The sequence below is a fragment of the Shinella sp. OV683 genome (assembly GCF_057787725.1).
This window is the reverse complement of sequence record NZ_CM173543.1, coordinates 2,589,802-2,614,607: the sequence shown is the minus strand read 5'-3', so window position 1 is coordinate 2,614,607 and position 24,806 is coordinate 2,589,802. Positions and strand designations below refer to the sequence as shown.

The window sequence follows — 24,806 nt, the reverse complement described above, 5'->3', positions numbered from 1 at the left end:
AAGGAAAGCCCCGATACTTCATTGATGGTTGAAAGCAGGCGATCCCGGATCGCCTGCTTTTTTCGTTGTGGGTTACACGAAGACGATATCGTCGAGATGGGCAATATCGAAGTTCTTGAATATCAGGCCAGCGGTCGTGGAGAAGCTGACGACGAGGTCTGTACCAACCTGTTTGGCGAGCGTATCGAACGTCGTTGCCATGGTCGCGAGATCGAAATGCAGGCTGTCGGTCGCATAGTCGAAGTCGGTGATGGTGTCCTTGCCAAAGGCCGCCTTTTCGAATTGGAACGTGTCGCCGTCGTCACCGCCTGTCATGATATCGTTGCCCGCGCTGCCGCGGATGGTATCCGCACCGGCCTCGCCGTAGAGGATATCGTTGCCGACACCGCCTGTGATGACATCGGCACCGTCGCCGCCATAGATCGTGTCGATGCCGCTACCGCCGGTGATCGTGTCGTTACCAGCATCGCCCACCAGGAAATTGGTGCCAGAGACACCGTAGATCTTGTCGTCCCCGTCGCCGCCGTAAATCGTGTCGTTGCCGGCATCCGCGTAGAGCGTGTCGGCTCCGCCGCCGCCGCTGACGTAGTCGTTGCCGGCGCCTGCCTTGACGTAATCGTCGTAGTCGCCGCCATAGATCGTGTCGACGACTGCACCGCCGACGATCGAGTCATTGCCGGCGCCGCCCGAGAGGTAGTTGATACCGGCACCACCGGTGATCGTGTCGTTGCCGTCGCCGCCATAGATGGTGTCGAGCTGAGCACCGCCGATCAGCGTGTCGTTGCCTGCATCGCCGTCGAGATAATTGTTGCCGGCCTCACCATTGATCTTGTCGGCACCAACGCCGCCGTAGACGGTGTCGTTGCCGGCCCCAGCGGAGATGATGTTTGTGCCGTCGGTTTCGTAGATGAAGTCGTTGCCCGCACCGGTCTTTATCGTGTCGTTACCGGTGCCGCCCTGGATGATGTTGTTGCCAAGCGTGTCGGTGATGATGTTCGTGCCGCTGTTGTAAGCGTGGATTTCGTCATCACCCGCACCACCGAGCAACGTGTTGTTGCCCGTACCACTGACAAAGAGGTAGTCGTTGCCAAGGCCGCCGTCGAGAATGTTGTTGCCATCGCCGCCGCCGAGCTGATCGTTGCCGGCAAAACCGTAGAGCTTGTCGTTACCGCCGTTGCCCAGAAGGACATTGTCCAGCAGGTTGCCGTTGATGATGTCGTTGCCCGAGCCGCCCGTGGCGTTCTCGATCAGAGAAGACGTATCCTTGTTGTAGAGCAGGGCGTTGTAGATGTTGCCGACTGCGCGCTTATTTGTTCCGAGGACCGCGATCTGATCGACATTGAAGTAGGAACTCTTGCCGGCGTCGAGATTGAGCTTCAGGTCCGTCGTGTAGTCCGAGAGATCGTAGGTGTCGTTGCCGCCGCCATCCCAGATGGTCGCGAAAATGACGTTGCCGCCGGCGTCGATCGCCACGTCGCCGTTGACCGTCGTGTCGCCGGATCCTGGCGTCCATTTGTAGACGGTGTCGCCGCTATTGGTTGTGTAGTCGGCGCCATACATACGCTGCAGGGCCGCAATATCGGCCATCATGTAGGTCTGTGGCGCGCTCCATGTCGAATAGGTGTAGCCCGTCTTCACATTGGCGCCGATATAGGCCTTGTACGACATGACGGTGTATTCGACATCGTCGTTGGCCGAGGCCATGAGGCCGAACGAGCCGTACTTTTCATGGGCGTGCTTCAGGCCAAGCGCGTGGCCCAGTTCGTGCAGCATCGTATGCCAGGCATAGTTACCGGCCTGTGGCGCCGTGTAGTCGTAGTTGGTGCCGAACCAGACGTCGCCACCGTGGACATCCGTCGTCGGAAAATAGGCATAGGCCGTCGCTGGATCGCTGGACTGCGCGAACCTCAACGTCGAGGTACTTGCAGCACCGGACTCGAAATTCGCAAGCGTGAAGCCTTCTACTGAAAATCCGTCATCAGCGCTGTTGCCATTGTCGACCTCGAGCGCGAAAAGAGCGTTGGCCTGTTGGGCGGCGCCGATCGCCGCAAAGCCGTTCGACGGTGCGCCCGTGTAGGAGTAATCCGAAGCCGAGGTCGGAAACGCGTAGGTGATCGTGCCCGACCAGGCAAGGCCGGTCAGAATGCCGTTTGCCATAGCCAGGTCGGATTTTGTGATTGCAGAAACTGTATGCGATGTGCCCGTCATTTATGCCCCCATAGAAGTCTGTGGAGGCATAAAAACAAATCCGCATTAAATCCCCGCCAAGAAGTTTGGCGAAGATTCCGTTACTGAGACTCAGAAGTTTCCAAATAAATTAATGCAAGATCTGGCTGAGGAACAGCTTTGTCCGTTCGTGCTGTGGATTGTCGAAGAACTGGCCGGGTTCGTTCTGCTCGACGATCTGGCCCTGGTCCATGAAGATGACCCGGTTTGCGACCTGGCGGGCGAAGCCCATTTCATGGGTGACGCAGAGCATGGTCATGCCTTCCTCAGCAAGGCCGACCATCGTATCGAGCACTTCCTTGACCATTTCCGGATCGAGCGCCGAAGTCGGCTCGTCAAACAGCATGATCTTCGGGCGCATGCAGAGCGCGCGCGCGATCGCCACGCGCTGTTGCTGGCCACCAGAAAGCTGGCCGGGATACTTGTTGGCCTGTTCGGGGATCTTGACGCGCGCGAGGAAGTGCATGGCGACTTCCTCCGCCTGCTTCTTGGGCATCTTGCGGACCCATATCGGTGCCAGCGTGCAGTTTTCGAGGATGGTCAGATGCGGGAAGAGGTTGAAGTGCTGGAACACCATGCCGACTTCGCGCCGCACCTCGTCGATCTTCTTGAGATCGTTGGTCAGTTCGATGCCATCGACGACGATGCGGCCCTTCTGGTGTTCCTCCAGACGGTTGATGCAGCGGATCATCGTTGATTTGCCCGAGCCGGACGGTCCTGCGATAACGATGCGTTCGCCCTTCATGACCTTCAGGTTGACATCGCGAAGCACGTGGAATTCGCCATACCATTTGTTCATGTCGGTCATCTCGACGGCGACTTCCGTCTTGGAGACTGCCAGTTTCTGAGCGGCTTCAATGGCCATGTTATTTCCCCTTTTTATCTTTTGTGGCCGGTATCGAGCCGTCGTTCAACGAAGGCTGAATAGCGCGACATGCCGAAGCAGAAAAGCCAGAATATGAAGCCGGCGAAAATTAGCCCCGTCAAGGGTGTTACCGGCGTGATCCATCGTGCGTCCCCAAAGCTCGCTTTGACGATGCCCAAGAGGTCGTACATGTTGATGATCGATACCAGCGACGTGTCCTTGAACATGCCGATGAAGGTGTTGACGATGCCGGGTATCACCAGCTTGATCGCCTGCGGCATGACGACGAAGGTCATTTTCTGGAAGTAATTGAGGCCAAGTGCGTCGCCGGCCTCATATTGCCCCTTCGGGATCGCCTGCAGGCCGCCGCGGATGACTTCGGCCATATAGGCGGAGGCAAAGATCGACACACCCACCAGCGCGCGCAGGAACTTGTCGATATTGGTGCCGGGCGACAGGAACAGCGGCAGGAGCACGCTGGCCATGAACAGCACGGTGATCAGCGGCACGCCGCGGATCAATTCGATGAAGCCGACGCAAGCCGCCTTCAGGATCGGCATTCTCGAGCGCCGCCCCAATGCCAGCAGGATGCCGAAGGGCAGCGAGACTGCGATGCCGATGAACGACAGGATCAGCGTTACCATCAGCCCACCCCAGTTCGATGTCTCGACAGGGCTAAGGCCGAACCAGCCGCCAAGCAGCAGGATGAAGGCGACGATCGGCAGCGCGATCAGCAGCAGGATGGCATTCAGCCCCTTGCGCGGTACCGAAGGCATCAGGAAGGGCACCAGCAGGCCGACGAACAGCACGGCCACCAGGATCGGCCGCCAGAGTTGCGTGCGAGGATAGGAGCCGACCATGAACTGGGTAAACCAGTCGCCCACATAGGCCCAGCACGCACCCTTCCAGCCGTCGGGCTGGATGCCACCTTGGGCGACCGTCGCGCACGCGGTGCGGTTTTCGCCCGTCCAGACGGCTTGCAGGAACAGGAAGTCGATCACAGATGCCACGAACCAGACAATGATCGCCAGCGTCAGGAGGCTGACGATCGTATCCTTGATCGAGGCGAAGAGATTGCGCCGCGCCCAGCCCCAGGCAGTTTTGTCGCTCATCGGAGCTTTGAGCGGGGCGAGGAACTGTGTGCGCACATAGGCGATATTTTCGGCCATCTCAGCGCTCCACCAATGCCATTTTGGCGTTGAACCAGTTCATGAACAGCGAAGTCACGAGGCTGATCGACACATAGATCATCATCCAGATACCGATGATCTCAATTGAATGGCCGGACTGGTTGAGGATCGTGCCGCCCACCGCCACCAGATCCGCATAGCCGATTGCAACGGCCAGTGAAGAATTCTTGGTGAGGTTGAGATATTGCGATGTCAGCGGCGGGATGATGATCCGCAGCGCCTGCGGCAGCACCACAAGACGTGTCGTCAGGCCAGGGCGAACGCCCAGCGCATGGGCCGCCTCCGATTGTCCTTTTGAGACGCCGCGAATACCCGCGCGGACGATTTCGGCGATGAAAGCGGCGGTGTAGAAGGACAGTGCCATATAAAGCGACAGGAATTCAGGCCCGACGACTGTGCCGCCCTTCATGTTGAACTTGCCGAGGATCGGAACATCGAAGGTCACGGGAAAGCCAGTCGCGACAAAGGCGATCAGCGGCAGACCGATGATCAGCGCCAGATTGACCCAGAGCACCGGCGGGCGGATACCTGTCGCCAGTTGCTTCTTGTTTGCCCAGCGTGTGTAGAAGATCGCACCGACGATGCCGATCGCAAAAGCAATCAGCACGGTCCAGATCCCTTCGCCAAAGATCGGCGCCGGCATAAAGATGCCGCGGTTGCTGACATAGACGGACAGAGGCAGCGACAGGGCCTTCTTGACGTCGGGCAGCAGCGACAGAACGCCCTTGTACCAGAAGAAGATGACCAGCAGAGGCGGGATATTGCGGAAGACTTCGACATAGATGGTCGAAAGCCGGGCAATCAGCCAATTGTTGGAGAGCCGGCCGATACCGACCGCCAGCCCGATGACCGACGCCGTGACGATGCCACATGCCGCGACGATCAATGTGTTGATCAGCCCGAGGACGAGGGCGCGAAAATAGGTGGAATCGCTCGAATACGCGATCGGCGTCTGGGCGATATCGAAGCCCGCACGGCCATTCAGGAAGCCGAAGCCCGCCGTCATGTTGGCCTTGGCGAGGTTTTGTGCTGCATTTGTCCAGGCGTACCAGACCAGCCAGACGATGAAGATCACGGTTAGCGCCTGGTACACAAACTGGCGCAATTCCGGGTTATAGAGCAAAGACTGCGACGGACGGCGCGCGCCGGCCCGCCCTGCGGCTTCAACTGCCATGCATTTTTCCCCTGTTTCCGCTCGCCCTTTTTCCGGGCGTTATTTTTCGGAAGTGTGGGAAGGCGGAGGCCGCCTTCCCGAAGTGTCGATCAACTCAGCTCGACGTGTCGATCGGGATCAACGGATCGGAGGTGCGTATTGCAGGCCTCCCTTGCTCCACAGTGCGTTCAGGCCACGCTTGATCTTGAGCGGGCTGCCTTCACCGACATTACGTTCGAAGGATTCGCCGTAGTTGCCCACCAGCTTGACGATGTTGTAGGCCCACTTTTCATCAAGGCCGAAATCCTTGCCGATCGTCTGGTCAGCTTCCTGGCCGAGGAAGCGCTTGATGTCCGGATTTTCCGACTTGGTCATTTCATCGACATTGGCCTGGGTGATGCCGAAGTCCTCGGCGGTCACCATGGCGTAATGCGCATAGGAAACGACGTCGAACCACTTGGAGTCGTTCTGGCGAACAGCCGGCCCGAGTGGCTCCTTGGAGATGATTTCCGGCAGGACGATATTGTCGTCGGGGTTGGCCAGCGACAGGCGGATCGAATAGAGGCCCGACTGGTCGGTTGTGTAGACGTCGCAACGACCCGCGCTGTAGGCGGCATCGACTTCTTCCTGCTTTTCAAACACGACCGGCTTGTATTCAAGCTTGTTGGCCTTGAAATAGTCGGCAAGGTTGAGTTCAGTCGTGGTACCGGACTGCACGCAGACTGCGGCGCCGGAGAGTTCGAGCGCCGACTTCACGCCGATATCCTTGTGAACCATGAAGCCCTGGCCGTCATAATAGTTGACTGCACGGAAATCAAAGCCCAGCTGACTGTCGCGGCTGGCGCTCCAGGTGGTGTTGCGGGCGAGCATGTCGATTTCACCCGACTGCAGGGCAGGAAAACGGTCCTTGGCGGAAAGTGGCGTGTACTTCACCTTGCTCGTATCGCCGAAAATGGCTGCCGCTACGGCTTTGCAAAGGTCGACGTCGAGGCCGGACCAGTTGCCGGCGGAATCCTGCGCGCCGAAGCCCGCCAGATTGGAACCGTTGACACCGCACTGCACGAAACCCTTGGCTTTGACATCATCAAGCGTGCCGGCATGCGCATAGGAGGCGCCGAGGGCGAGAACGGCGGCACCAAGCACACCGGTCAAAAGCTGTTTTGTCATTTTTCCAACCTTTATCTTTGTTGTTGTTTTTCCCCACGGAATCCCGCTGGGGACCCCGATCGCCACCCGCTTTCCCGAACGGGCGGCAGCGTATTAAAGACAATCTTAAAACCTGGTGGTGTCAAGACCAACAAACCAGTTTGTGAAAAAAAATGCGTAATTTAGCGTAGTTGTGAAAAATTGTGCAAAGGAAGGGTCGTAAACTGGGCGTTTTGGCGAATAATTTTGCGTTTTTATGCTTTCTCTATGTCGCGAGGGCAGGGCGAGCGGATTGATCTTGACCCGTCAATCGTCCTATGAAAAGCCAGACCGACAATCAATGGCAGGCAGAGGATCATGGCGGAAAAACAAAGCGGAAACAATCAATTCGGACCCAATACCAGGCTTGCGCATGACGGCTTCAACCCGCGCGACTACCATGGCTTCGTCAATCCTCCCGTGGTCCGCGCCTCGACGGTGCTGTTTCCCGATGCCAGGACGATGGATCAGCGCGCGCAAAAATATACCTATGGCACGCGCGGCACACCGACCACCGATGCTCTCTGCGAAGCGATCGACAGCCTCGAAGGCTCGGCCGGAACGATCCTCGTGCCATCAGGACTGGCGGCGGTCACGGTGCCGTTTCTCGGGCTGGTGAAATCGGGCGACCACATCCTCGTCGTCGATTCCGTCTATTTCCCGACCCGGCATTTCTGCGACACGATGCTGAAGAATCTCGGCGTCGAAACGGAATACTACGATCCGCTGATCGGCGCCGATATCGCCAAATTGATGCGTCCGAATACCGCGCTGGTGCACACCGAGGCGCCGGGCTCGAACACATTCGAGATGCAGGATATCCGTGCGATTGCCGATGCCGCACATGCCGGTGGCGCGGCCGTGACCATGGACAATACCTGGGCGACGCCGCTCTATTTCAAGCCGCTGGATTTCGGCGTCGATATTTCAATCCACGCGGCCACAAAGTATCCATCCGGCCATTCCGATGTGCTGATGGGCACGGTCTCAGCCAATGAGAAATATTGGCCGATGCTAAAGGAAGCGACTGTGACGCTCGGCATCTGCGGTGCGCCGGACGATGCCTACCAGATTTTGCGCGGCCTGCGTACCATGGGCATTCGCCTGGAGCGACACCACGAAAGCGCGCTTTCGGTCGCCAAATGGCTGGAAGGCCGCGATGACGTCGTCTCGGTGCTGCATCCGGCACTACCGAGCTTTCCTGGCCATGAGATCTGGAAACGCGACTTCAAGGGCGCATCCGGCATCTTTTCCTTCGTATTGAAGGAAAGCGATCCCGCGAAATACAAGACGAAAGCCTTCGCGTTTCTAGACACGCTGAAGCTGTTCGGGCTTGGTTATTCCTGGGGTGGCTACGAGAGCCTCGCAGTGCTCGTCAACCTGCATGACCGAAAGATCGCCAGGGCGCCGGCGGGCGGACCGCTCATCCGCCTGCAGATCGGTCTTGAGGACGTGCCGGATCTGGTCAACGATCTTGAAAACGGCTTCGGGGCATCTTCGGCCGCGACCGTCGATTGAGAGTCTATCTCAATCGCCGAAACGAACTGAACTGAAATTTCTGCACCGACCCCCACGGGGTCTGGTGCTCATGTGGCCGAGTGTCGATCAGTTCGAACGCGTCGCCGAGCATGTCAGCAAGGCTTGCCGCATCATGGCGCATGACCGGCAGGCCGCTGCATTTTTCGGGGCCGTCCGGGGCAAACGTACCGATGATCGCAACCCCTCCGATGCGTAGTGCGGCGCAGAGCGCTCCAACATATCCGGCCCGGTCGTCTTCCTCGGTCAGGAAATGCAACGCCGCCCGGTCGTGCCAGATATCGTAGAGGCCCGTGGGCTGCCAACGGGTAATGTCCGCGACAATCCAGCTGATATCATCTGCACGTACGCCGATTCGGCTTTTCGCGGCCTCAAGCGCCGAATGCGACAGGTCCAGGACTGTTACGGTGAAGCCCGGACGTATGACGAGGGCGTCGGCAAGCCGGGAGGCGCCGCCTCCGACGTCGATAAAGGATGCGGGTTTTGTCCCCCAGAGCGACTCGATGATTTCGAGGGACATAGCAGGGCTTTCCTGGAACCAGCTGACATCCTTTTCGGTCTTCGTAGCGTAGACCGATTCCCAGTGGTTCGCTCGCTCGACCCCATCACTCACGTTGCATCTCCCTCCATTCATCGGCCCGAAGATCATATCGTGATTGACGAGAATGTGTTCAACCCGGGGCCTTGTAGCCGTAAAGCCAATCGAGGTCCGCGGCGACATTCTGCGGGCTTCTGATCTTCAGAACCATGTCGCGGGCCATGCGCATCGGTCCGCGTGCATGATAGGCGAATTTGTTGAACGCGCCGCGCAGGCGGACGCGCGAGACGCGCATCTGTCGATGGCGCTCGAAGAAGGTCAGCGCATCGCCCATCTCCACATCGGCGGTGACGATGCCGGCCAACTCATAGGCATCCTCGATCGCCATCGCTGCACCCTGTGCGGCAAATGGCGTCATGGCATGGGCGGCGTCACCGATCAGCACATTCTGCTTGCCATCCGTCCAACGACCTTCGGAAACGCCAAACAGCGGCCACCAGGTGGGCTTCGGTGCATAGGAAAGCAGCGTGCGAATATCGCGATGCCAGCCGGCGAACTGCGCGGTCATTTCCGAACGGTTCATCGGATTGCAGTCGGCAGCCCAGGTCTCGCCGGGATTCTTGCCCTGCGACAGGGCCACCACATTGAACGCCCCGGATGCCTGCAACGGGTAGGCGACGATATGCGCCTTCGGTCCGACAAAGGCGGTGACGTTGCGCGGATTGAGGAAGGGCGGCGCATCTTTTTCGGGAATGATGTAGCGCCAGGCGACGAGGCCAGAAAACTCCGGCGTTCCCGAATGGGGAACGGAATTGCGGAATTCCGACCAGACGCCGTCTGCGCCAATCATCAGGTCCGGCGTTTCGCCTGTCAGTGCGCGAAACTCGTCCGACGTCGTCACCTTGGTGTCGAGCATCAGGGTGATGAGCGGTTCGGCCTTGACGGCGTCGAGCAGCACCTTTTGCAGCGTCGCGCGGTGGATGGCCGCATAGGGCGAGCCCCAGCGTTCCGTGGCGGCACGACCGGCCGACACCGAGGTGATCGGCGCCAGCGTCGAGCCCGATACCAGGCAGATATTGTCCGGCTCGCGCCAAAGCGTTTTCAGGGTCTCGTTCAGTCCGAGCTTGCCGAGCACATAGGTGGCGTTCGGCGACAGCTGCAGGCCGGCGCCGACCTCCTGGAGGTTGGCCACGCGCTCGACAACGACAGACGCCACGCCCTTGCGCGCAAAGGCCAGCGCACTCACAAGGCCGGCAATGCCGGCCCCAACAATTGCTACAGATTTCATAGTTCCAATCCTGCTCCCTCACAAGGGAGCCGAAAGCCGGTCAGGCAGCGCGTTCCGTAAAGACGCAACCAGCGGGGTTTGACTGATTTGCCTTCAGGTTCGCATCGTACTTGTAGAGGGTCGAGCAATAGGGACAGATCTTTTCATCGTCCTCGCCCATGTCGATGAACACGTGCGGGTGGTCGTAGGGAACGGATGCGCCTGTGCACATGAATTCCTTGACCCCGATATCGATCGTCTTGTATCCGCCATCATTCTGAAAGTGCGGGATGCTGTGACCAGCCATGCAAGTCTTCTCCAAAGGCATTATTGTGTGGCGCAACATAGTGCGTGTCGAATGAAAAGTGTAGGGCCTAATAGGCGCAATTCGCACATCCCAGTCATTTCGTTTTTGCAACTGTCGGCAGGTAAAGATGCATCTCAACGCCCCCGAATTTTCCCGCTTTACTCACGACGGACTGGAATTTGCCTATTTCGACGAGGGCGATCCCGCAGGCGCCCCTGTTCTGCTGATTCACGGATTTGCCTCCTCGGCAATGGTCAACTGGGTGCAGCCGGGATGGCTGCAAACGCTGGGCGGGGCAGGGCGGCGGGTGGTCGCCATCGACAATCGCGGCCATGGTGCGAGCGCCAAGCCGCATGATCCGGCCGCCTATCATCCCGCGCTGATGGCGGGTGACGCGGTGGCGCTGCTCGATCATCTCGGCATCGAGAAAGCGGATGTGTTCGGCTACTCGATGGGTGCGCGCATCTCCGCCTTCCTTGCCGTGGAACATCCCGAACGGGCGCGTTCGCTTGTCTGGGGCGGCCTCGGCATACGCCTGGTGCGCGGCACCGAGGATTGGGATCCGATCGCCAAGGCGCTGCTCGCGCCCTCGCTGGACGATGTGACCAATGAGCGCGGCCGCATGTTCCGCAGCTTTGCCGATCGAACAGGCAGCGATCGGCTGGCGCTCGCCGCCTGCATCGCCTCCAATCGGGTCTTGGTCAGCGAGGCGGCGGTATCGAGGATCATGCAGCCCGTGCTGATCGGCGTCGGCACCAACGACGATCTGGCAGGATCGGCGCAGGAACTTGCCGATATGCTGCCGGACGGACGTGCCGTGGATATCCCCGGCCGCGACCACATGCTGGCCGTCGGCGACCGCGTCTTCAAGAAGGCCGTGCTGGACTTTTACGACGATATTTCAGGTTGTTGAGGCGTCCGGCCGGATTTCTTCACCTTCCATCAAGGACAGCAGCGTCCACCCATTTCTAAATGTACCGAAATCCCCTATATTGGCGAGATGAGGAACGAAAAGGAGGGCCGTCATGGCCGTTAAGCCCGATATCCGACCGAGCGAGTTCATCGCGTCCGTCGATCCGATCTGGGACAATCTGAGGCAGGAGGCGCAAGCCGCTCTCGACCAGGATTCCGTCCTGACGACGTTCCTCTATTCGACCGTGCTCAATCATCGCAGCCTTGAGGAGAGCGTGATCTATCGCGTCTGCGAGCGCCTCGACCACGAGGACATGCCGGCCGCCCTGTTGCGCCAGGCGTTCCAGCAGATGTTCCAGGACTGGCCGGAATGGGGCCAGATCATCCGTGTCGATATCCAGGCCTATTACGACCGCGATCCCGTCTGCACGCGGTTCATCGAACCGGTGCTCTACTTCAAGGGCTTTCACGCCATCCAGACCTATCGGCTGGCCAACTGGCTGCTGAAGCAGGGCCGCAAGGATTTCGCGCTCTACCTGCAGAGCCGCTCCTCCAGCGTCTTCCAGACGGATATCAATCCGGCGGCGCGCATCGGCAAGGGTTTCTTCCTCGATCATGCCACCGGCCTGGTGGTCGGCGAGACCGCTGTGATCGGCGATAACGTCTCGATCCTGCAAGGCGTCACCCTTGGCGGCACCGGCAAGGAAGCCGGCGACCGCCATCCGAAGATTCGCGACGGCGTGCTGATTGGCGCGGGTGCAAAGGTGCTGGGCAATATCGAAATCGGCAAATGCTCGCGCGTTGCCGCCGGCTCTGTCGTGCTTAAACCGGTGCCGCCCAAAACCACCGTTGCCGGCGTTCCGGCCCGCGTGGTCGGCGAGGCTGGTTGCTCCGAGCCATCGCGTTCGATGGACCAGATTCTAGCCGCGATGGAATAGGTACCAAGCCAGGTTTGGGGTTTACACGACGCGTCTCTGCATGGCAGAAGCGCTGCAAATCAGTCAGAGACATGGAGAAACGTCGTGAAGCCCGACGAACTGAAAAAGCTGGACGCCTACCTCAAGAAGACACTCAATCCGGGCATCGTGGTCAAGGCACGTCCTCGCAAGGACGACTCGGCCGAGGTCTATGTCGGCGACGAGTTCCTCGGCGTGATCTATCGCGACGACGAGGACGGCGACCTTTCCTACAATTTCTCGATGGCTATCCTGGACGTCGATCTCTGAGGCATTCAGGTTTCATCGACGCGCATTTTCAACCCCGCCGATTCGGCGGGGTTTTGTTTTCATTCGGTTTTGTTGCTTTGCACAAATATTGACTTTATTGTGCAGTGCACATATATATCAGGAACTGATTGAAAACGGAGGATACCTACAATGTTCAAATTCGAAGATGCCAGCGTGTTCGGCAAGGAAGCCATGGATTCGGCTCTTGCCAGCTATTCCACGACCACCAAGGGCTTCCAAGCAATTGCCACGGAAACCGCCGACTATTCCAAGAAGAGCTTCGAAGCCGGCGTCAGCCATTTCCAGCAGCTTGCCTCGGCCAAGAGCGTCGAGGCTGCTTTCCAGCTTCAGGCCGCTTTTGCCAAGAGCGCGCTCGAAGGCTACATCGCTGAAGTAACAAAGCTTGGCGAAATGTATTCCTCGCTCGCCAAGGAAGCCTACAAGCCGGTCGAAGCGACGGTTCAGAAGACCACAGCGACCGTCAAGGCAAACGTCGAGAAGGCCACAGCCGCCGCTGCCTGATCCGTTTTGGGATGATTCTTTCGAGCCGGCTGCCTTGATTGGCGGCCGGCTTTTTGTTTGCCGGCTACGACATTGCAAACCTCGGGTTGTCCGGGAACTTTCCGCCGGCATTCCGGCTTTGATGAAATATGATTTCACCACTCCATTTCCCGACAAGTTTGCTGAATTAGTATTGCAGCGCAGGGAAAGGGTCTTAAAATGGTGGTTCGCGATACCACATAACGCAGTGGTTAAAAGTAGCTGAAGCCATGGGCTCAGTTGAATTTCGGATTTGAAGGTAAAAATGACTGAGAAGGCATACCGAATGCAGGGCGATGGTGAGCGGGACGGGGTTTCCGGTAGCCGCGGCACGTCGGTCATCACGCGCGTACAGCCTAAAGTTAAGAAGCCAAGTCTCTATCGGGTTCTGCTGATCAACGACGACTACACCCCGATGGAATTCGTCATTCATGTGCTCGAGCGGTTTTTCCAGAAGGATCGCGAAGCGGCAACGAAGATCATGCTTCAGGTTCATAATCACGGTGTGGGCGAATGCGGCGTCTTCACCTACGAGGTGGCGGAAACCAAGGTCATGCAGGTCATGGATTTTTCGCGAGAACACCAGCATCCGCTTCAATGCGTCATGGAAAAGAAATGAGGTTTTAAGTGCCCACATTCTCCTCAAGCCTTGAAAAAGCCCTGCACAGGGCACTCACGCTGGCCAACGAACGCCGGCACGAATATGCAACTCTAGAACATCTCCTGCTTTCGCTGATCGACGACAGTGATGCGGCCGCGGTCATGCGCGCCTGCAATGTCGATCTCGACAAGCTCAAGAAGGCCGTCAGCGACTATGTCGACAATGACCTGGCCAACCTCGCCACGGGTTACGACGAGGATTCCAAGCCGACATCCGGCTTCCAGCGCGTCATCCAGCGCGCGGTGATCCATGTCCAGTCGTCAGGTCGCGAGGAAGTGACTGGTGCCAACGTGCTGGTGGCGATCTTTGCCGAGCGGGAAAGCCATGCGGCCTACTTCCTGCAGGAACAGGACATGACCCGCTACGACGCGGTCAACTACATCTCGCACGGTATCGCCAAGCGTCCCGGCGCCGCCGAAACACGCGCGCCCAAGGGCGTCGAGGAAAGCGAGCAGGAGGCAAAGCCTTCCAAGGAACAGCAGGAAGACGGCCAGAAGAAGCCACTCGATGCGCTCAAGGCCTATTGCGTCAACCTCAACGACAAGGCCCGCAACGGCCGGATCGACCCATTGATCGGCCGTCATGCGGAAGTCAACCGCACGATCCAGATCCTGTGCCGTCGCTCCAAGAACAATCCGCTCTATGTCGGTGACCCCGGCGTCGGCAAGACGGCGATCGCCGAAGGCCTTGCCAAGCGCATCGTTGAAAAGCAGGTGCCTGAGGCATTGTTGAACGCGACGATCTTCTCGCTCGACATGGGCACGCTGCTGGCCGGTACCCGCTATCGCGGCGATTTCGAAGAGCGTTTGAAGCAGGTCGTCAAGGAACTCGAGGATTTCCCGGGTGCTGTGCTGTTCATCGACGAGATCCACACCGTCATCGGTGCCGGAGCGACTTCGGGCGGGGCCATGGACGCCTCCAACCTGTTGAAGCCTGCGCTGTCTTCTGGTGCAATTCGTTGCATCGGCTCGACCACCTACAAGGAATATCGTCAGTTCTTCGAAAAGGACCGGGCACTCGTCCGCCGCTTCCAGAAGATCGACGTCAACGAGCCGAACATCGAGGACGCCATCGAAATCATGAAGGGCCTCAAGCCCTATTTCGAGGAGTTCCATCACTTGCGTTACTCCAACGACGCCATCAAGGCGGCGGTGGAACTGTCGGCGCGCTACATCACCGACCGCAAGCTGCCGGACAAGGCGATCGACGTGATCGACGAGACCGGTGCCTCGCAGATGCTGCTGCCGGTTTCCAAGCGGCGCAAGCTGATCACGGAAAAGGAAATCGAAGCGACGATCGCAACGATGGCCCGCATCCCGCCGAAGACTGTGTCGCGCGATGACGAAGAGATGCTGTCGACGCTCGAGCAGGACCTCCGCTCAGTCGTCTACGGCCAGGAAATCGCCATCGAAGCGCTGACCTCGTCGATCAAGCTGGCGCGTGCCGGCCTGCGCGAACCCAACAAGCCGATCGGCTCCTACCTGTTCTCCGGTCCGACCGGCGTCGGCAAGACCGAAGCGGCCAAGCAGCTGGCCTTGTCCCTGGGTGTGGAACTGTTGCGGTTCGACATGTCGGAATACATGGAACGCCACACAGTCTCACGGCTGATCGGTGCGCCTCCGGGCTATGTCGGCTTCGACCAGGGCGGGCTTTTGTCCGACCAGGTCGATCAGCATCCCTATTGCGTGCTGCTGCTCGATGAAATCGAGAAGGCACATCCGGATATCTACAACATCCTGTTGCAGGTTATGGACAACGGCTCGCTGACCGACAACAACGGCAAGAAGATCGACTTCCGCAATGTGATCCTGATCATGACCACCAATGCCGGTGCGCAGGACATGGCCAAGTCGAACATCGGCTTTGGCTCGTCCAAGCGCGAAGGCGACGATCTGGAGGCGATCAACAAGCTGTTCACGCCGGAATTCCGCAACCGTCTCGACGCGATCATACCGTTCGGCTCACTGCCGATGGCCGTGGTCCACAAAGTGGTGCAGAAGTTCGTGCTGCAGCTCGAAACGCAACTTGCTGAACGCCATGTGACCTTCGAACTGACCGAGGAAGCCACGAGCTGGCTCGCCGAGAAGGGCTATGATGAAAAGATGGGTGCGCGTCCGCTGGCCCGTGTCATCCAGGAGCACATCAAGAAGCCGCTCGCCGAGAAAATCCTGTTCGGCAACCTGAAGAAGGGCGGCATTGTCCGTGTTTCGATTGGCAAGGGCGACGATGGCAAGGCGGGCATCGTGCTCGAAACCCTGCCGGACAACGTGCCGGTCAAGCCGAGGGATGAAGTGGAAGTCGCGGCAACTGCATCCACCAAGTCACGCAAGGCCAAGCCGGAAACGGTCGGCGCCGTCGTGGATGCTGAGCCCGCCCCGGCCAAGCCGAAGCGCAAGCCGGCCAAAAAGGAAAGCTGAGCGCTTCAATCTGACTGTCTAATAAGAGCCGGGGCGGTTGCGCACCGGCTTTTTTTGTTGCCTGTTCCGGTTACCTTTGGACTGGCCTATGACAAAAAACCGATGTATCGAAGAAGGGCTGAACCATAAAAGACACGAGCCGGGGGCGGGGGCGCAATGCGAATTTTCAGCTATGTTTTCAATTACAAAGCCGTTCCCTATGCCGAGATTCGCGCATTTGCTGTGCATTTGCTGACGGCATCCGGATCGTTCCTGGCTTTCCTGGGTGTGGTTGCTGCGTCCGAGCTGCGCTTCATCGACATGTTCTGGTGGCTGGGGCTTGCCTTGCTGGTGGACGGCATCGACGGACCGATCGCCCGCAAGGTGCGGGTCAAGGAAGTGCTGCCCAACTGGTCGGGCGATACGCTTGACAACATCATCGATTACGTGACTTACGTGTTGCTGCCGGCCTTTGCGCTTTACAAGAGCGGCATGATTGGCGAGCCTTGGTCCTTCGTGGCGGCGGGATTGATCGTCGTGTCGTCGGCGATCTATTATGCCGACATGGGCATGAAGACCGACGAGTACTTCTTCTCCGGCTTTCCGGTCGTCTGGAACATGGTGATCTTCACGCTGTTCGTCATCGACGCGAGCGAAAACACCGCTTTTGTCGTCGTGTTGATCTCGGTTATCCTGACCTTCTTCCCGATCTATTTCCTGCATCCCGTCCGGGTCAAACGCCTGCGCAACCTCAATCTCGGCGTCTTCATCCTCTGGGCCGTGCTCAGCGGCATTGCATTGCTCATGCATTTCAAAACGCCCGACTGGGTTGCGTGGGGCGTGGTCGCGACGGGCATCTATCTCTATTGCATCGGCATGGTGCTGCAGATTTTCCCCAATCTCGGACGGACCAAAGACGCATGAAGACCAAAGCACTTGTTATCCGCGGCCATGGCGGGGTCGACGTTCTCGAATATACCGATGTCGAAGTGGCGCCGCTGCAGTCCGGTGAGGTGCAGATCCGCCAGGTGGCGATCGGCGTGAACTTCGTCGACACCTATATTCGCAGCGGCCTTTATCCGATCCGGACGGGCCTCCCCTCCGTGCTCGGCGAAGAGGGCGCAGGCGAAATCACTGCGCTTGGCCCTGATGTCGAGGGTTTTGCGGTGGGCGATCGCGTTGCCTATGCCTCCGTCAGCGGCGCCTATGCCCAGATCCGCAATATTCCAGCCGACAGGCTCGTCCACGTGCCCGATGGCATCGATCTGAAGACAGCCGCCGGGATGATGCTGAAGGGCATGACAGCGCAATTTCTGTTGCATCGGACATACAAGGTCGGGCCAGAGACCACATTGCTGTTTCACGCTGCGGCGGGCGGCGTCGGGTTGATAGCCGGCCAGTGGGCCAAAGCGCTCGGCGCTACGGTGATCGGCACGGCCGGCAGCCCCGAAAAGATCGAGCTGGCCCTGCGGCACGGCTACGACCATGTCATCAATTACCGCAGCGACAATTTCGTCGAGCGCGTCAAGGAACTGACGGCAGGCAAGGGCGTCGATGTCGTCTACGATTCCATCGGCAGGGATACGTTTCCCTATTCTCTCGATTGCCTGAAGCCGCTGGGCTATTGGGTCAGCTTCGGCCAGTCCTCCGGCGCGCTCGAACCGTTCAAGCTGGCGATCCTTGCGCAGAAGGGCTCGCTGTTTGCGACTCGCCCGACGCTGGGCTCCTACATCGCGACACGCGGCGAGCTAGATGCCTGCGCAAACTCGCTTTTTTCAGTTGTGCAGAGCGGCAAAGTCGTTATCAATATCAATCAAACCTATGGATTGGCGGACGCCGCGCAGGCCCACGCCGATCTGGAAAATAGAAAAACAAGCGGAACAACCCTGCTCATTCCCTGAACCAACGGGCGAAGAGCTGGGTCAAATCGGGGTGGTTCGTGGCCAACACGGATGCGGGGAGTGTTCGTCCTCTTCTGGAAGTGCGCAAGATCTCCAAGCTGTTCGGAACGTTCGCGGCCTGCAGCGAGATCGATCTTTCCATTCGCCCCGGCGAGGTGCATGCACTGCTGGGCGAAAACGGTGCCGGCAAATCCACGCTGGTGAAAATGCTGTTCGGCGTGCTTGCGCCGTCATCCGGCCAGATCCTCTGGGAGGGCAATCCCGTCCGTATTGGCAGCCCGAGCGAAGCGCGCAAGACCGGCATCGGCATGGTTTTCCAGCATTTCTCGTTGTTCGAGGCGCTGACGGTGGCGGAAAACATCGCCCTGTCGCTCGACCACAAGGTGCCGCTTTCCGAAATCGCCGAGCAGGCCAGAACGCTCTCCAAAGCATATGGCCTGCCGCTCGATCCCTATGCACATGTCGCCGATCTGTCGGTCGGCGAGCGCCAGCGTATCGAGATCGTCCGGGCGCTGCTGCAGAATCCGAAGCTGATCATACTCGACGAGCCGACCTCGGTCCTGACACCACAAGAAGCCGACAAGCTGTTCGAGACGTTGGCCAAGCTCAAGGCAGAAGGACGCTCGGTCCTCTATATCAGCCACAGGCTGGAAGAGGTGCAGCGCATCTGCGATCGCGCCACCGTGCTGCGTCACGGCAAGGTAACCGGCGCCTGCGACCCACGTCAGGAGACGACCGCGTCGCTGGCGCGAATGATGGTCGGCAGCGATGTTGCCGAGGTCGAGAAGACCAGCACAGATCTCTCCGGTCCCATCGTGCTCGAAACGCGTGCTCTGAATGCTACCTCGCGTACGCCCTTTGCCGTGGCCCTCAAAGACATCGCCTTGCAGGTTCGCGCCGGTGAAGTGCTGGCGATCGCCGGCGTGGCCGGCAACGGCCAGGGAGAACTGTTCGACGTGCTATCCGGCGAGTATCTTGCCGCCAGCAACGATGCTGTACAGATTCGTGGAAAGGCGATGGGCCGGGCGGGCATTTCAGCGCGGCGATTAATGGGTGCTGCCTTCGTGCCTGAGGAACGTCATGGCCACGCAGCCGTGACGACGATGAGCCTGTCGGAAAACCTCATTCTCTCCCGCAACGCCTCGGACCGTTCGGCTTTTCTGGGGGGAGGATGGCTGAAGGTCATTCGCGGCTCGGCGATCACTGCCGCCACCAAGCGCATCTGTTCGGACATGGATGTCCGCAAGAGCGGCGAGGACCCAGCCGCGGGATCGTTGTCCGGTGGCAATCTGCAAAAATTCATCGTCGGCCGTGAGCTAGACCGCCAGCCATCGGTCATGGTCGTCAACCAACCCACCTGGGGCGTCGATGCCGGTGCTGCCAGCCACATCAGGCAGGCACTGGTGGACCTCGCCAAAGCTGGCTCGGGCGTGCTGGTGATCAGCCAGGATCTCGACGAGATCTTCGAGATATCAACCCATATTGCAGTCATCTCCGACGGCAAGCTTTCGGCCGTGTATCCCGCGTCACAAATGAACCGCGAGAAAATCGGCCTGCTGATGGGCGGCACGCATCATATGCCGAAAGAGGCCGCGCATGCGCATTGAACTAGAAAAGCGCCCCAACGCCTCAAAGCTCTACACGTTCCTGTCGCCGGTCATCGCGCTTGTCCTGACGCTGATCTGTGGTGCAATCCTGTTTGCCGCGCTCGGCAAGGATCCGCTGCAGGCGCTGTATCTGTTCTTCATCGATCCGCTTCGTGAAGAATGGTCGCTGCACGAGCTGGCAATCAAGGCCGGACCTTTGATCCTGATCGGCGTCGGCCTGTCGATGTGTTACCGTGCCGGCAACTGGAACATCGGCGCCGAAGGCCAATTCATCTTTGGCGGCATCTTCGGCTCGTTCATCCCGGTGGTGTTCTACACCTGGAGCTCGCCGCTGCTGCTGCCGCTGATGATGATCATGGGTATGATCGGCGGTGCCCTTTATGCCGCCATCCCGGCACTGTTGAAGACCAGGTTCAACACCAATGAAATCCTCACCAGCCTGATGCTGGTCTATATCGCCCAGCTTTTCCTCGACTATCTGGTGCGCGGGCCCTGGCGCAATCCGGAGGGCCAGAACTTCCCGGAAACGCGGATGTTCAACGAGTCCGCCGTCCTGCCGGCCATGTGGGAAGAATCCGGCCGCGCCCATTGGGGCTTTGCCTTTGCCATCATTGCCGCCGTCTTACTGTGGTTCATGATGGAATTCATGCTGAAGGGCTATCAGGTCAAGGTGCTCGGCCAATCCGGTCGGGCAGGGCGGTTTGCCGGCTTCTCGGCATCGGGCATGGTATGGTTCTCGATGCTGCTGTCGGGTGCGCTGGCGGGACTTGCAGGAATCGCCGAAGTTTCGGGCGCCATTGGCCAGCTTCGGCCGTCAATCTCGCCCGGCTACGGCTTCACGGCCATCATCGTCGCTTTCCTGGGACGCCTCAATCCGCTGGCCATTATCGTCTCGGGGCTGATCCTGGCGTTGACCTATCTCGGTGGCGAGGCCGCGCAGCTGTCGCTCGGCGTCTCGGATAAGGTGACACGGCTGTTCCAGGGGCTGCTGCTGTTCTTCGTGCTCTCCTGCGACACCCTCATCTACTACAAGATCCGCATCGTCTGGTCGCGTCTGACCGGCGCTGAAAGGCAGGCGTAAGGCAATGTCTCCAGCCGAATCCATCCTCATCACCGTCATCACCGCCTCGACGCCGCTGGTCATTGCCTCCAGCGGCGAGCTGGTCACCGAACGTTCCGGCGTGCTCAATCTCGGCGTTGAAGGCATGATGGTCATGGGCGCCGTCTCGGCGTTTGCCGTTTCGCAGATGACGGGATCGCCCGTTCTCGGCATGTTTGCCGGCATTGCGGTCGGCGCACTGACATCCCTGCTTTTCGGCTTCCTGACATTATCGCTGGTTGCCAACCAGGTTGCCACCGGCTTGGCGTTGACCATTTTGGGCCTCGGCCTTTCCGGCATGATCGGCGAGCCCTATGTCGGCGTCGAGGGCATTCGCCTGCCGCCGCTTGCCATTCCGGGCCTTTCATCGATCCCGTTCATCGGCCCGGTCCTGTTCAATCAGGACATCATCTTCTATCTGTCCATCGTGCTTGTTATAGCAACGCACTGGTTCCTGTTCAGGACTCGCTCCGGCCTGATCCTGCGCTCGATCGGCGACAACCACGCCTCGGCGCATGCGCTCGGCCTCAATGTCATCAGTATCCGCTATCTCGCCGTGATGTGGGGTGGCGCCTGCGCAGGTCTGGCCGGCGCCTATCTGTCGCTCGTCTATACGCCACAATGGGTGGAAAACATGACGGCTGGCCGCGGCTGGATCGCGCTTGCGCTGGTCGTTTTCGCCTCCTGGCGGCCGCTGAGATTGCTTGCGGGCGGCTATCTTTTCGGTGCAGTATCGATCGGACAGCTGCATGCGCAAGCCTTCGGCATTGCCGTGCCGTCGCAGTTTCTGTCAGCACTGCCTTATGTCGCGACGGTGATCGTGCTGATCGTCATTTCGCAGAACCGTCGCCTGACCTTGATCAATACGCCTGCATCCCTCGGGAAGAGCTTTGTTCCCGACAGATAACCAACAAAAAGAGTTCCACCAAACCGATAGGGGTAAAAATGAAAAAACTCATCCTCGCACTCACCGCGACTGCTGCAATGGTTGGCTTCGCCACCACCTCGCAGGCTGCCGACAAGCTCAAGGTCTGCTTCCTTTATGTCGGCTCGAAGACCGATGGCGGCTGGACACAGGCGCATGATATCGGCCGCCAGCTGCTCGAAAAGGAACTCGGCGACAAGATCGAGACTCAGTTCCTCGAAAACGTGCCGGAAGGCCCCGATGCCGAGCGCGCGCTCGAGCGCTTCGCGCGTTCCGGCTGCGGCCTGGTCTTCTCCACCTCGTTTGGTTTCATGGACCAGACCGTCAAGGTCGCGGCCAAGTTCCCGAAGGTGAAGTTCGAGCACGCCACCGGCTACAAGACGGCGCCGAACCTGACAGCCTACAATTCGCGTTTCTACGAAGGCCGCTATATCCTCGGCCAGATCGCCGCGAAGATGTCGAAGACCGGCACCGCCGCCTACATCGCCTCGTTCCCGATTCCGGAAGTCGTCCAGGGCATCGATTCATTTGAAATCGGCGCGCGCTCGATCAATCCGGATTTCAAGCTCAAGGTCATCTGGGTGAACAGCTGGTTTGACGCCGGCAAGGAAGCCGATGCCGCCAAGGCAGCGATCGACCAGGGCGTCGATATCATCACCCAGCACACCGACTCCACCGCGCCGATGCAGGTTGCCGAAGAGCGCAAGATCCATGCTTTTGGCCAGGCGTCCGACATGATCAAGGCTGGTCCGAATGCCCAGCTGACCGCGATCGTCGACAATTGGGGCGCTTACTACGTCACGCGCACCAAGGCTGCGCTTGACGGAACCTGGCAGTCGCAGATGAGCTGGGATGGTCTTGCCCAGAATATCCTCTACATGGCGCCCTACACTAACATGCCGGACGACGTGAAGAAGATGGCCGAGGAAACCGAGGCCAAGATCAAGTCGGGCGAACTCAAGCCCTTCACGGGCCCGCTCAAGAAGCAGGACGGCACCGAATGGCTGAAAGCTGGCGAAGTGGCCGGCGACGACAAGCTCGGCCCGCTCAACTTCTTCGTCGAAGGCGTCGAAGGCGAACTGCCGAAGTAAGCTTGGACGATCGGTTGAAATATCAGGCCCCGCTGGAAACGGCGGGGTTTTTCTTTGGCTACGCCATCGCCGGCTTCGGTTTCTGGAACCGTCCCGCCACCTGTCTTCCGAGCGCGATGCCCGGCAACTCGACATAGCGGTAGGCCAACCAGGCCAGCCCGTAGGTGATCGGTATGGTCAACGCCAGCACCGCCCAGAAGCGCGGGAAGGGCGCCAGGTGAGGAAAGGTCACAGCGAGCCAGCCGCAGACTGGCAGCATCACCAGCAGGTGAATGAGATAGGCGCCATAGGACAGGTCACCGATCCAGCGGCTCAGTGAATTGGAAAACACAGTATCGAGTGCGCCGATTAGGCGTTTGGCAATCACCGGCATCGCGTCCTTGTAAAGCAGCGCGAAGAAGCCGCAGACGATGACTATCTTGATCGTCCGGTGGAAGGCATCACGGCCGCCGCCAAGCGGCACGAAAATGACCGCGCAAGCGGCAAGCAGCAAAAGCCATTTGTTCGCGCCTACGGCGCGGATCGACATGGCGATCAGCATGCCGGCGGCAAACAGATGGAATTTCATCGCCAGGATCGAATAGGCGCCGATGACGAAGCCATTGCGATCTAGCCAGCTTCCGAGGATCCAGCCGAATGCGATGAGCAGCGCCATGCCCGCCATCCAGCGTAGCCGCATCAATACCAGCATCAGAAGCGGGAGGAACGCGTAAAACTGCATCTCCAGGCCGATCGACCAATCCGGCAGGGCAGTGCGGAAATTATATGTCGAGGTCATGCCGAACAGAAAGCTGACATGCATCACGATGTTGGTCAGCGATTGGTCGAGATAGCGACCAGAATAGGTCAGCGTCTCCGTCATCGAACCCGGCATGGCGGACGCGGCTCGCAGCCTGGCCTCCCAGAGATCCGGTCCGAAATAGAGCGCTGCTGCCAGGCACACATAATAGAGGGGTGCAATGCGGAAGAAGCGCCGGATCCAGAACACCTTCCACGTCGACGGCTCGGTCCAAGGCTCGCGAGCCTCGCGCAGCTGATAGTGAAACACCATCAGGAAGCCCGAAATGATGATGAAAAGATCCACCGCCATGTCAGGCTGGGCGAAGATGCCGACCTTGTAGCCGGTCAGAAACATCGCGTGGCCGATGACTACCCACAGGGACGCCAGCCCACGCAAACCATCAAGAAATGCCAATTCGTGGCGGGTGCCAGCCATTCATTCTATCCCGGATCTTCTTGCTTATGGTTCAGGCCTTGTTGGCCAGGAACCACTGGTAAACTGCCGCGATGCCTTCTTTAAGGCCGATCTTCGGAGCCCAGCCGGTGGCGCGCAGCTTTTCGGCGCTCATCAGCTTGCGCGGCGTACCGTCGGGCTTGGTCAGGTCATGCTCGATTCTGCCGTGATAGCCCACCGCTTCACAAACCATCTCGGTCAATTCGAGGATGGTTACATCCGTGCCCGAACCGACGTTCACATGGCCCGCTTCGGAATGCGTCTTCATCAGATGCACGCATGCATCGGCGCAGTCATCTACATGCAGGAACTCGCGCCGCGGCGTTCCGGTTCCCCAGATGGTGATCGAGGGTGCCTTGGCGAGCTTTGCCTCGTGCGCCTTGCGGATCAGCGCCGGCATGACGTGGCTGGAATTGAGGTCGAAATTGTCGCCAGGCCCATAAAGGTTGGTCGGCATGCCGGAGATATAGTCGTCGCCATGCTGCTTGCGATAGGCGTCGGCCAGCTTGATGCCGGCGATCTTGGCGATCGCATACCATTCGTTGGTCGGCTCCAGCGTGCCGGTCAGCAACGCATCCTCGGTAATCGGCTGCGGTGCAAATTTCGGGTAGATGCAAGACGAGCCGAGGAACATCAGCTTCTCGACGCCCGCCTTGTGGGCGCCGTGGATGATGTTGGCCTCGATCATCAGGTTGTCATAGAGAAAATCGGCGGGATAGCTGTCATTGGCGAGAATGCCGCCGACCTTGGCGGCAGCCAGAAACACCGCGTCCGGCTTGGTCTTTTCGATCCAGCCCAGCGTTGCTGCCTGATCGCGCAGGTCGGCGTCGGCACGCGAGGCCGTGACGACCTCGCAGCCTTCGCCTGCGAGCCTGCGGATGATTGCCGAACCGACCATGCCGCGATGACCTGCGACCCAGACCTTCTTGCCGGAAAGCGAATACATC

General features: G+C 59.2%; 23 protein-coding genes. 13 read left to right on the top strand and 10 right to left on the bottom strand.

Translation table 11 applies throughout. The features are described 5' to 3' along the window. Positions 1 to 72: 72 nt before the first annotated feature. The 5 genes from ACXHRN_RS12470 to ACXHRN_RS12450 all read right to left on the bottom strand — a co-directional run bounded on the left by ACXHRN_RS12470 (position 73) and on the right by ACXHRN_RS12450 (position 6,601). Positions 73 to 2,208, bottom strand: a complete 2,136-nt coding sequence (locus ACXHRN_RS12470) for a M10 family metallopeptidase (protein WP_488641623.1) — start codon at positions 2,206 to 2,208, stop codon at positions 73 to 75. A gap of 109 nt (positions 2,209 to 2,317) precedes the next feature. Next, the gene (locus ACXHRN_RS12465) at positions 2,318 to 3,091 is read right to left on the bottom strand and encodes an amino acid ABC transporter ATP-binding protein (protein WP_488641622.1); all 774 of its coding nucleotides are present in this window, start codon (positions 3,089 to 3,091) and stop codon (positions 2,318 to 2,320) included. Between the two features lie 14 nt (positions 3,092 to 3,105). Next, positions 3,106 to 4,260 (bottom strand): amino acid ABC transporter permease, encoded by a 1,155-nt coding sequence (locus tag ACXHRN_RS12460; RefSeq protein ID WP_488641621.1) that lies wholly within the window; start codon positions 4,258 to 4,260, stop codon positions 3,106 to 3,108. A 1-nt stretch (position 4,261) separates the two neighbouring features. Beyond that, on the bottom strand, positions 4,262 to 5,455 hold the full coding sequence (locus ACXHRN_RS12455) for an amino acid ABC transporter permease (RefSeq protein ID WP_488641620.1): 1,194 nt from the start codon (positions 5,453 to 5,455) through the stop codon (positions 4,262 to 4,264). Between the two features lie 117 nt (positions 5,456 to 5,572). Continuing rightward, positions 5,573 to 6,601: an amino acid ABC transporter substrate-binding protein gene (locus ACXHRN_RS12450; RefSeq protein WP_488641619.1), complete on the bottom strand. Its 1,029-nt coding sequence runs from the start codon at positions 6,599 to 6,601 to the stop codon at positions 5,573 to 5,575. 336 nt (positions 6,602 to 6,937) lie between these two features. On the opposite strand from ACXHRN_RS12450, the gene ACXHRN_RS12445 reads away from it, so the two are divergent. Then, positions 6,938 to 8,137 (top strand): cystathionine beta-lyase, encoded by a 1,200-nt coding sequence (locus ACXHRN_RS12445; RefSeq protein ID WP_488641618.1) that lies wholly within the window; start codon positions 6,938 to 6,940, stop codon positions 8,135 to 8,137. Positions 8,138 to 8,141: 4 nt separating this feature from the next. On the opposite strand, the gene ACXHRN_RS12440 is transcribed toward ACXHRN_RS12445, so the two are convergent. Genes ACXHRN_RS12440 through ACXHRN_RS12430 form a run of 3 tightly spaced genes read right to left on the bottom strand, consistent with a single transcriptional unit; the run spans position 8,142 to position 10,267 of the window. Then, positions 8,142 to 8,768 carry a class I SAM-dependent methyltransferase gene (locus ACXHRN_RS12440; RefSeq protein WP_488641617.1) on the bottom strand — a complete coding sequence of 209 codons (627 nt, stop codon included), beginning with the start codon at positions 8,766 to 8,768 and terminating at the stop codon, positions 8,142 to 8,144. Between the two features lie 58 nt (positions 8,769 to 8,826). Further along, positions 8,827 to 9,981: an FAD-dependent monooxygenase gene (locus ACXHRN_RS12435; protein WP_488641616.1), complete on the bottom strand. Its 1,155-nt coding sequence runs from the start codon at positions 9,979 to 9,981 to the stop codon at positions 8,827 to 8,829. Between the two features lie 40 nt (positions 9,982 to 10,021). Then, positions 10,022 to 10,267 carry a zinc-finger domain-containing protein gene (locus ACXHRN_RS12430; protein WP_488641615.1) on the bottom strand — a complete coding sequence of 82 codons (246 nt, stop codon included), beginning with the start codon at positions 10,265 to 10,267 and terminating at the stop codon, positions 10,022 to 10,024. Positions 10,268 to 10,394: 127 nt separating this feature from the next. Between ACXHRN_RS12430 and ACXHRN_RS12425 the strand changes: the two genes are divergently transcribed. The 12 genes from ACXHRN_RS12425 to ACXHRN_RS12370 all read left to right on the top strand — a co-directional run bounded on the left by ACXHRN_RS12425 (position 10,395) and on the right by ACXHRN_RS12370 (position 22,625). Beyond that, positions 10,395 to 11,180 (top strand): alpha/beta fold hydrolase, encoded by a 786-nt coding sequence (locus ACXHRN_RS12425; RefSeq protein WP_488641614.1) that lies wholly within the window; start codon positions 10,395 to 10,397, stop codon positions 11,178 to 11,180. Between the two features lie 112 nt (positions 11,181 to 11,292). Continuing rightward, on the top strand, positions 11,293 to 12,117 hold the full coding sequence (gene cysE, locus ACXHRN_RS12420; RefSeq protein WP_488641613.1) for a serine O-acetyltransferase: 825 nt from the start codon (positions 11,293 to 11,295) through the stop codon (positions 12,115 to 12,117). A gap of 84 nt (positions 12,118 to 12,201) precedes the next feature. Further along, positions 12,202 to 12,405, top strand: a complete 204-nt coding sequence (locus tag ACXHRN_RS12415; RefSeq protein WP_488641612.1) for a DUF3126 family protein — start codon at positions 12,202 to 12,204, stop codon at positions 12,403 to 12,405. Between the two features lie 150 nt (positions 12,406 to 12,555). Next, the gene (locus ACXHRN_RS12410) at positions 12,556 to 12,927 is read left to right on the top strand and encodes a phasin family protein (RefSeq protein WP_488641611.1); all 372 of its coding nucleotides are present in this window, start codon (positions 12,556 to 12,558) and stop codon (positions 12,925 to 12,927) included. Positions 12,928 to 13,210: 283 nt separating this feature from the next. Then, complete coding sequence (gene clpS / locus ACXHRN_RS12405) at positions 13,211 to 13,564, top strand: ATP-dependent Clp protease adapter ClpS (RefSeq protein WP_488641610.1); 354 nt, start codon at positions 13,211 to 13,213, stop codon at positions 13,562 to 13,564. A gap of 8 nt (positions 13,565 to 13,572) precedes the next feature. Further along, on the top strand, positions 13,573 to 16,023 hold the full coding sequence (gene clpA / locus ACXHRN_RS12400; RefSeq protein WP_488641609.1) for an ATP-dependent Clp protease ATP-binding subunit ClpA: 2,451 nt from the start codon (positions 13,573 to 13,575) through the stop codon (positions 16,021 to 16,023). A 156-nt stretch (positions 16,024 to 16,179) separates the two neighbouring features. Then, complete coding sequence (gene pcsA, locus ACXHRN_RS12395; protein ID WP_488641608.1) at positions 16,180 to 16,926, top strand: phosphatidylcholine synthase; 747 nt, start codon at positions 16,180 to 16,182, stop codon at positions 16,924 to 16,926. Then, a complete protein-coding gene (locus ACXHRN_RS12390) occupies positions 16,923 to 17,903 on the top strand; it encodes a quinone oxidoreductase family protein (protein ID WP_488641607.1) in 981 nt (326 codons plus the stop codon). Before pcsA ends, ACXHRN_RS12390 begins: the two co-directional genes overlap by 4 nt. 38 nt (positions 17,904 to 17,941) lie before the next feature. Further along, entirely contained in the window at positions 17,942 to 19,510 is a 1,569-nt protein-coding gene (locus ACXHRN_RS12385; RefSeq protein ID WP_488641606.1) for an ABC transporter ATP-binding protein, read from the top strand. Beyond that, a complete protein-coding gene (locus tag ACXHRN_RS12380; RefSeq protein ID WP_488641605.1) occupies positions 19,500 to 20,591 on the top strand; it encodes an ABC transporter permease in 1,092 nt (363 codons plus the stop codon). Before ACXHRN_RS12385 ends, ACXHRN_RS12380 begins: the two co-directional genes overlap by 11 nt. A 4-nt stretch (positions 20,592 to 20,595) precedes the next feature. Continuing rightward, on the top strand, positions 20,596 to 21,516 hold the full coding sequence (locus ACXHRN_RS12375; protein WP_488641604.1) for an ABC transporter permease: 921 nt from the start codon (positions 20,596 to 20,598) through the stop codon (positions 21,514 to 21,516). Positions 21,517 to 21,554: 38 nt separating this feature from the next. Next, complete coding sequence (locus ACXHRN_RS12370; RefSeq protein ID WP_488641603.1) at positions 21,555 to 22,625, top strand: BMP family ABC transporter substrate-binding protein; 1,071 nt, start codon at positions 21,555 to 21,557, stop codon at positions 22,623 to 22,625. A gap of 58 nt (positions 22,626 to 22,683) precedes the next feature. Here the strand turns inward: ACXHRN_RS12370 and ACXHRN_RS12365 are convergent, their stop codons facing one another. Both ACXHRN_RS12365 and fcl read right to left on the bottom strand, forming a co-directional pair. Continuing rightward, a complete protein-coding gene (locus tag ACXHRN_RS12365) occupies positions 22,684 to 23,841 on the bottom strand; it encodes an acyltransferase family protein (protein ID WP_488641602.1) in 1,158 nt (385 codons plus the stop codon). 31 nt (positions 23,842 to 23,872) lie between these two features. Further along, positions 23,873 to 24,805, bottom strand: coding sequence for a GDP-L-fucose synthase (fcl, locus tag ACXHRN_RS12360; protein WP_488641601.1), 933 nt, complete (start codon positions 24,803 to 24,805; stop codon positions 23,873 to 23,875). Position 24,806 lies beyond the last annotated feature (1 nt).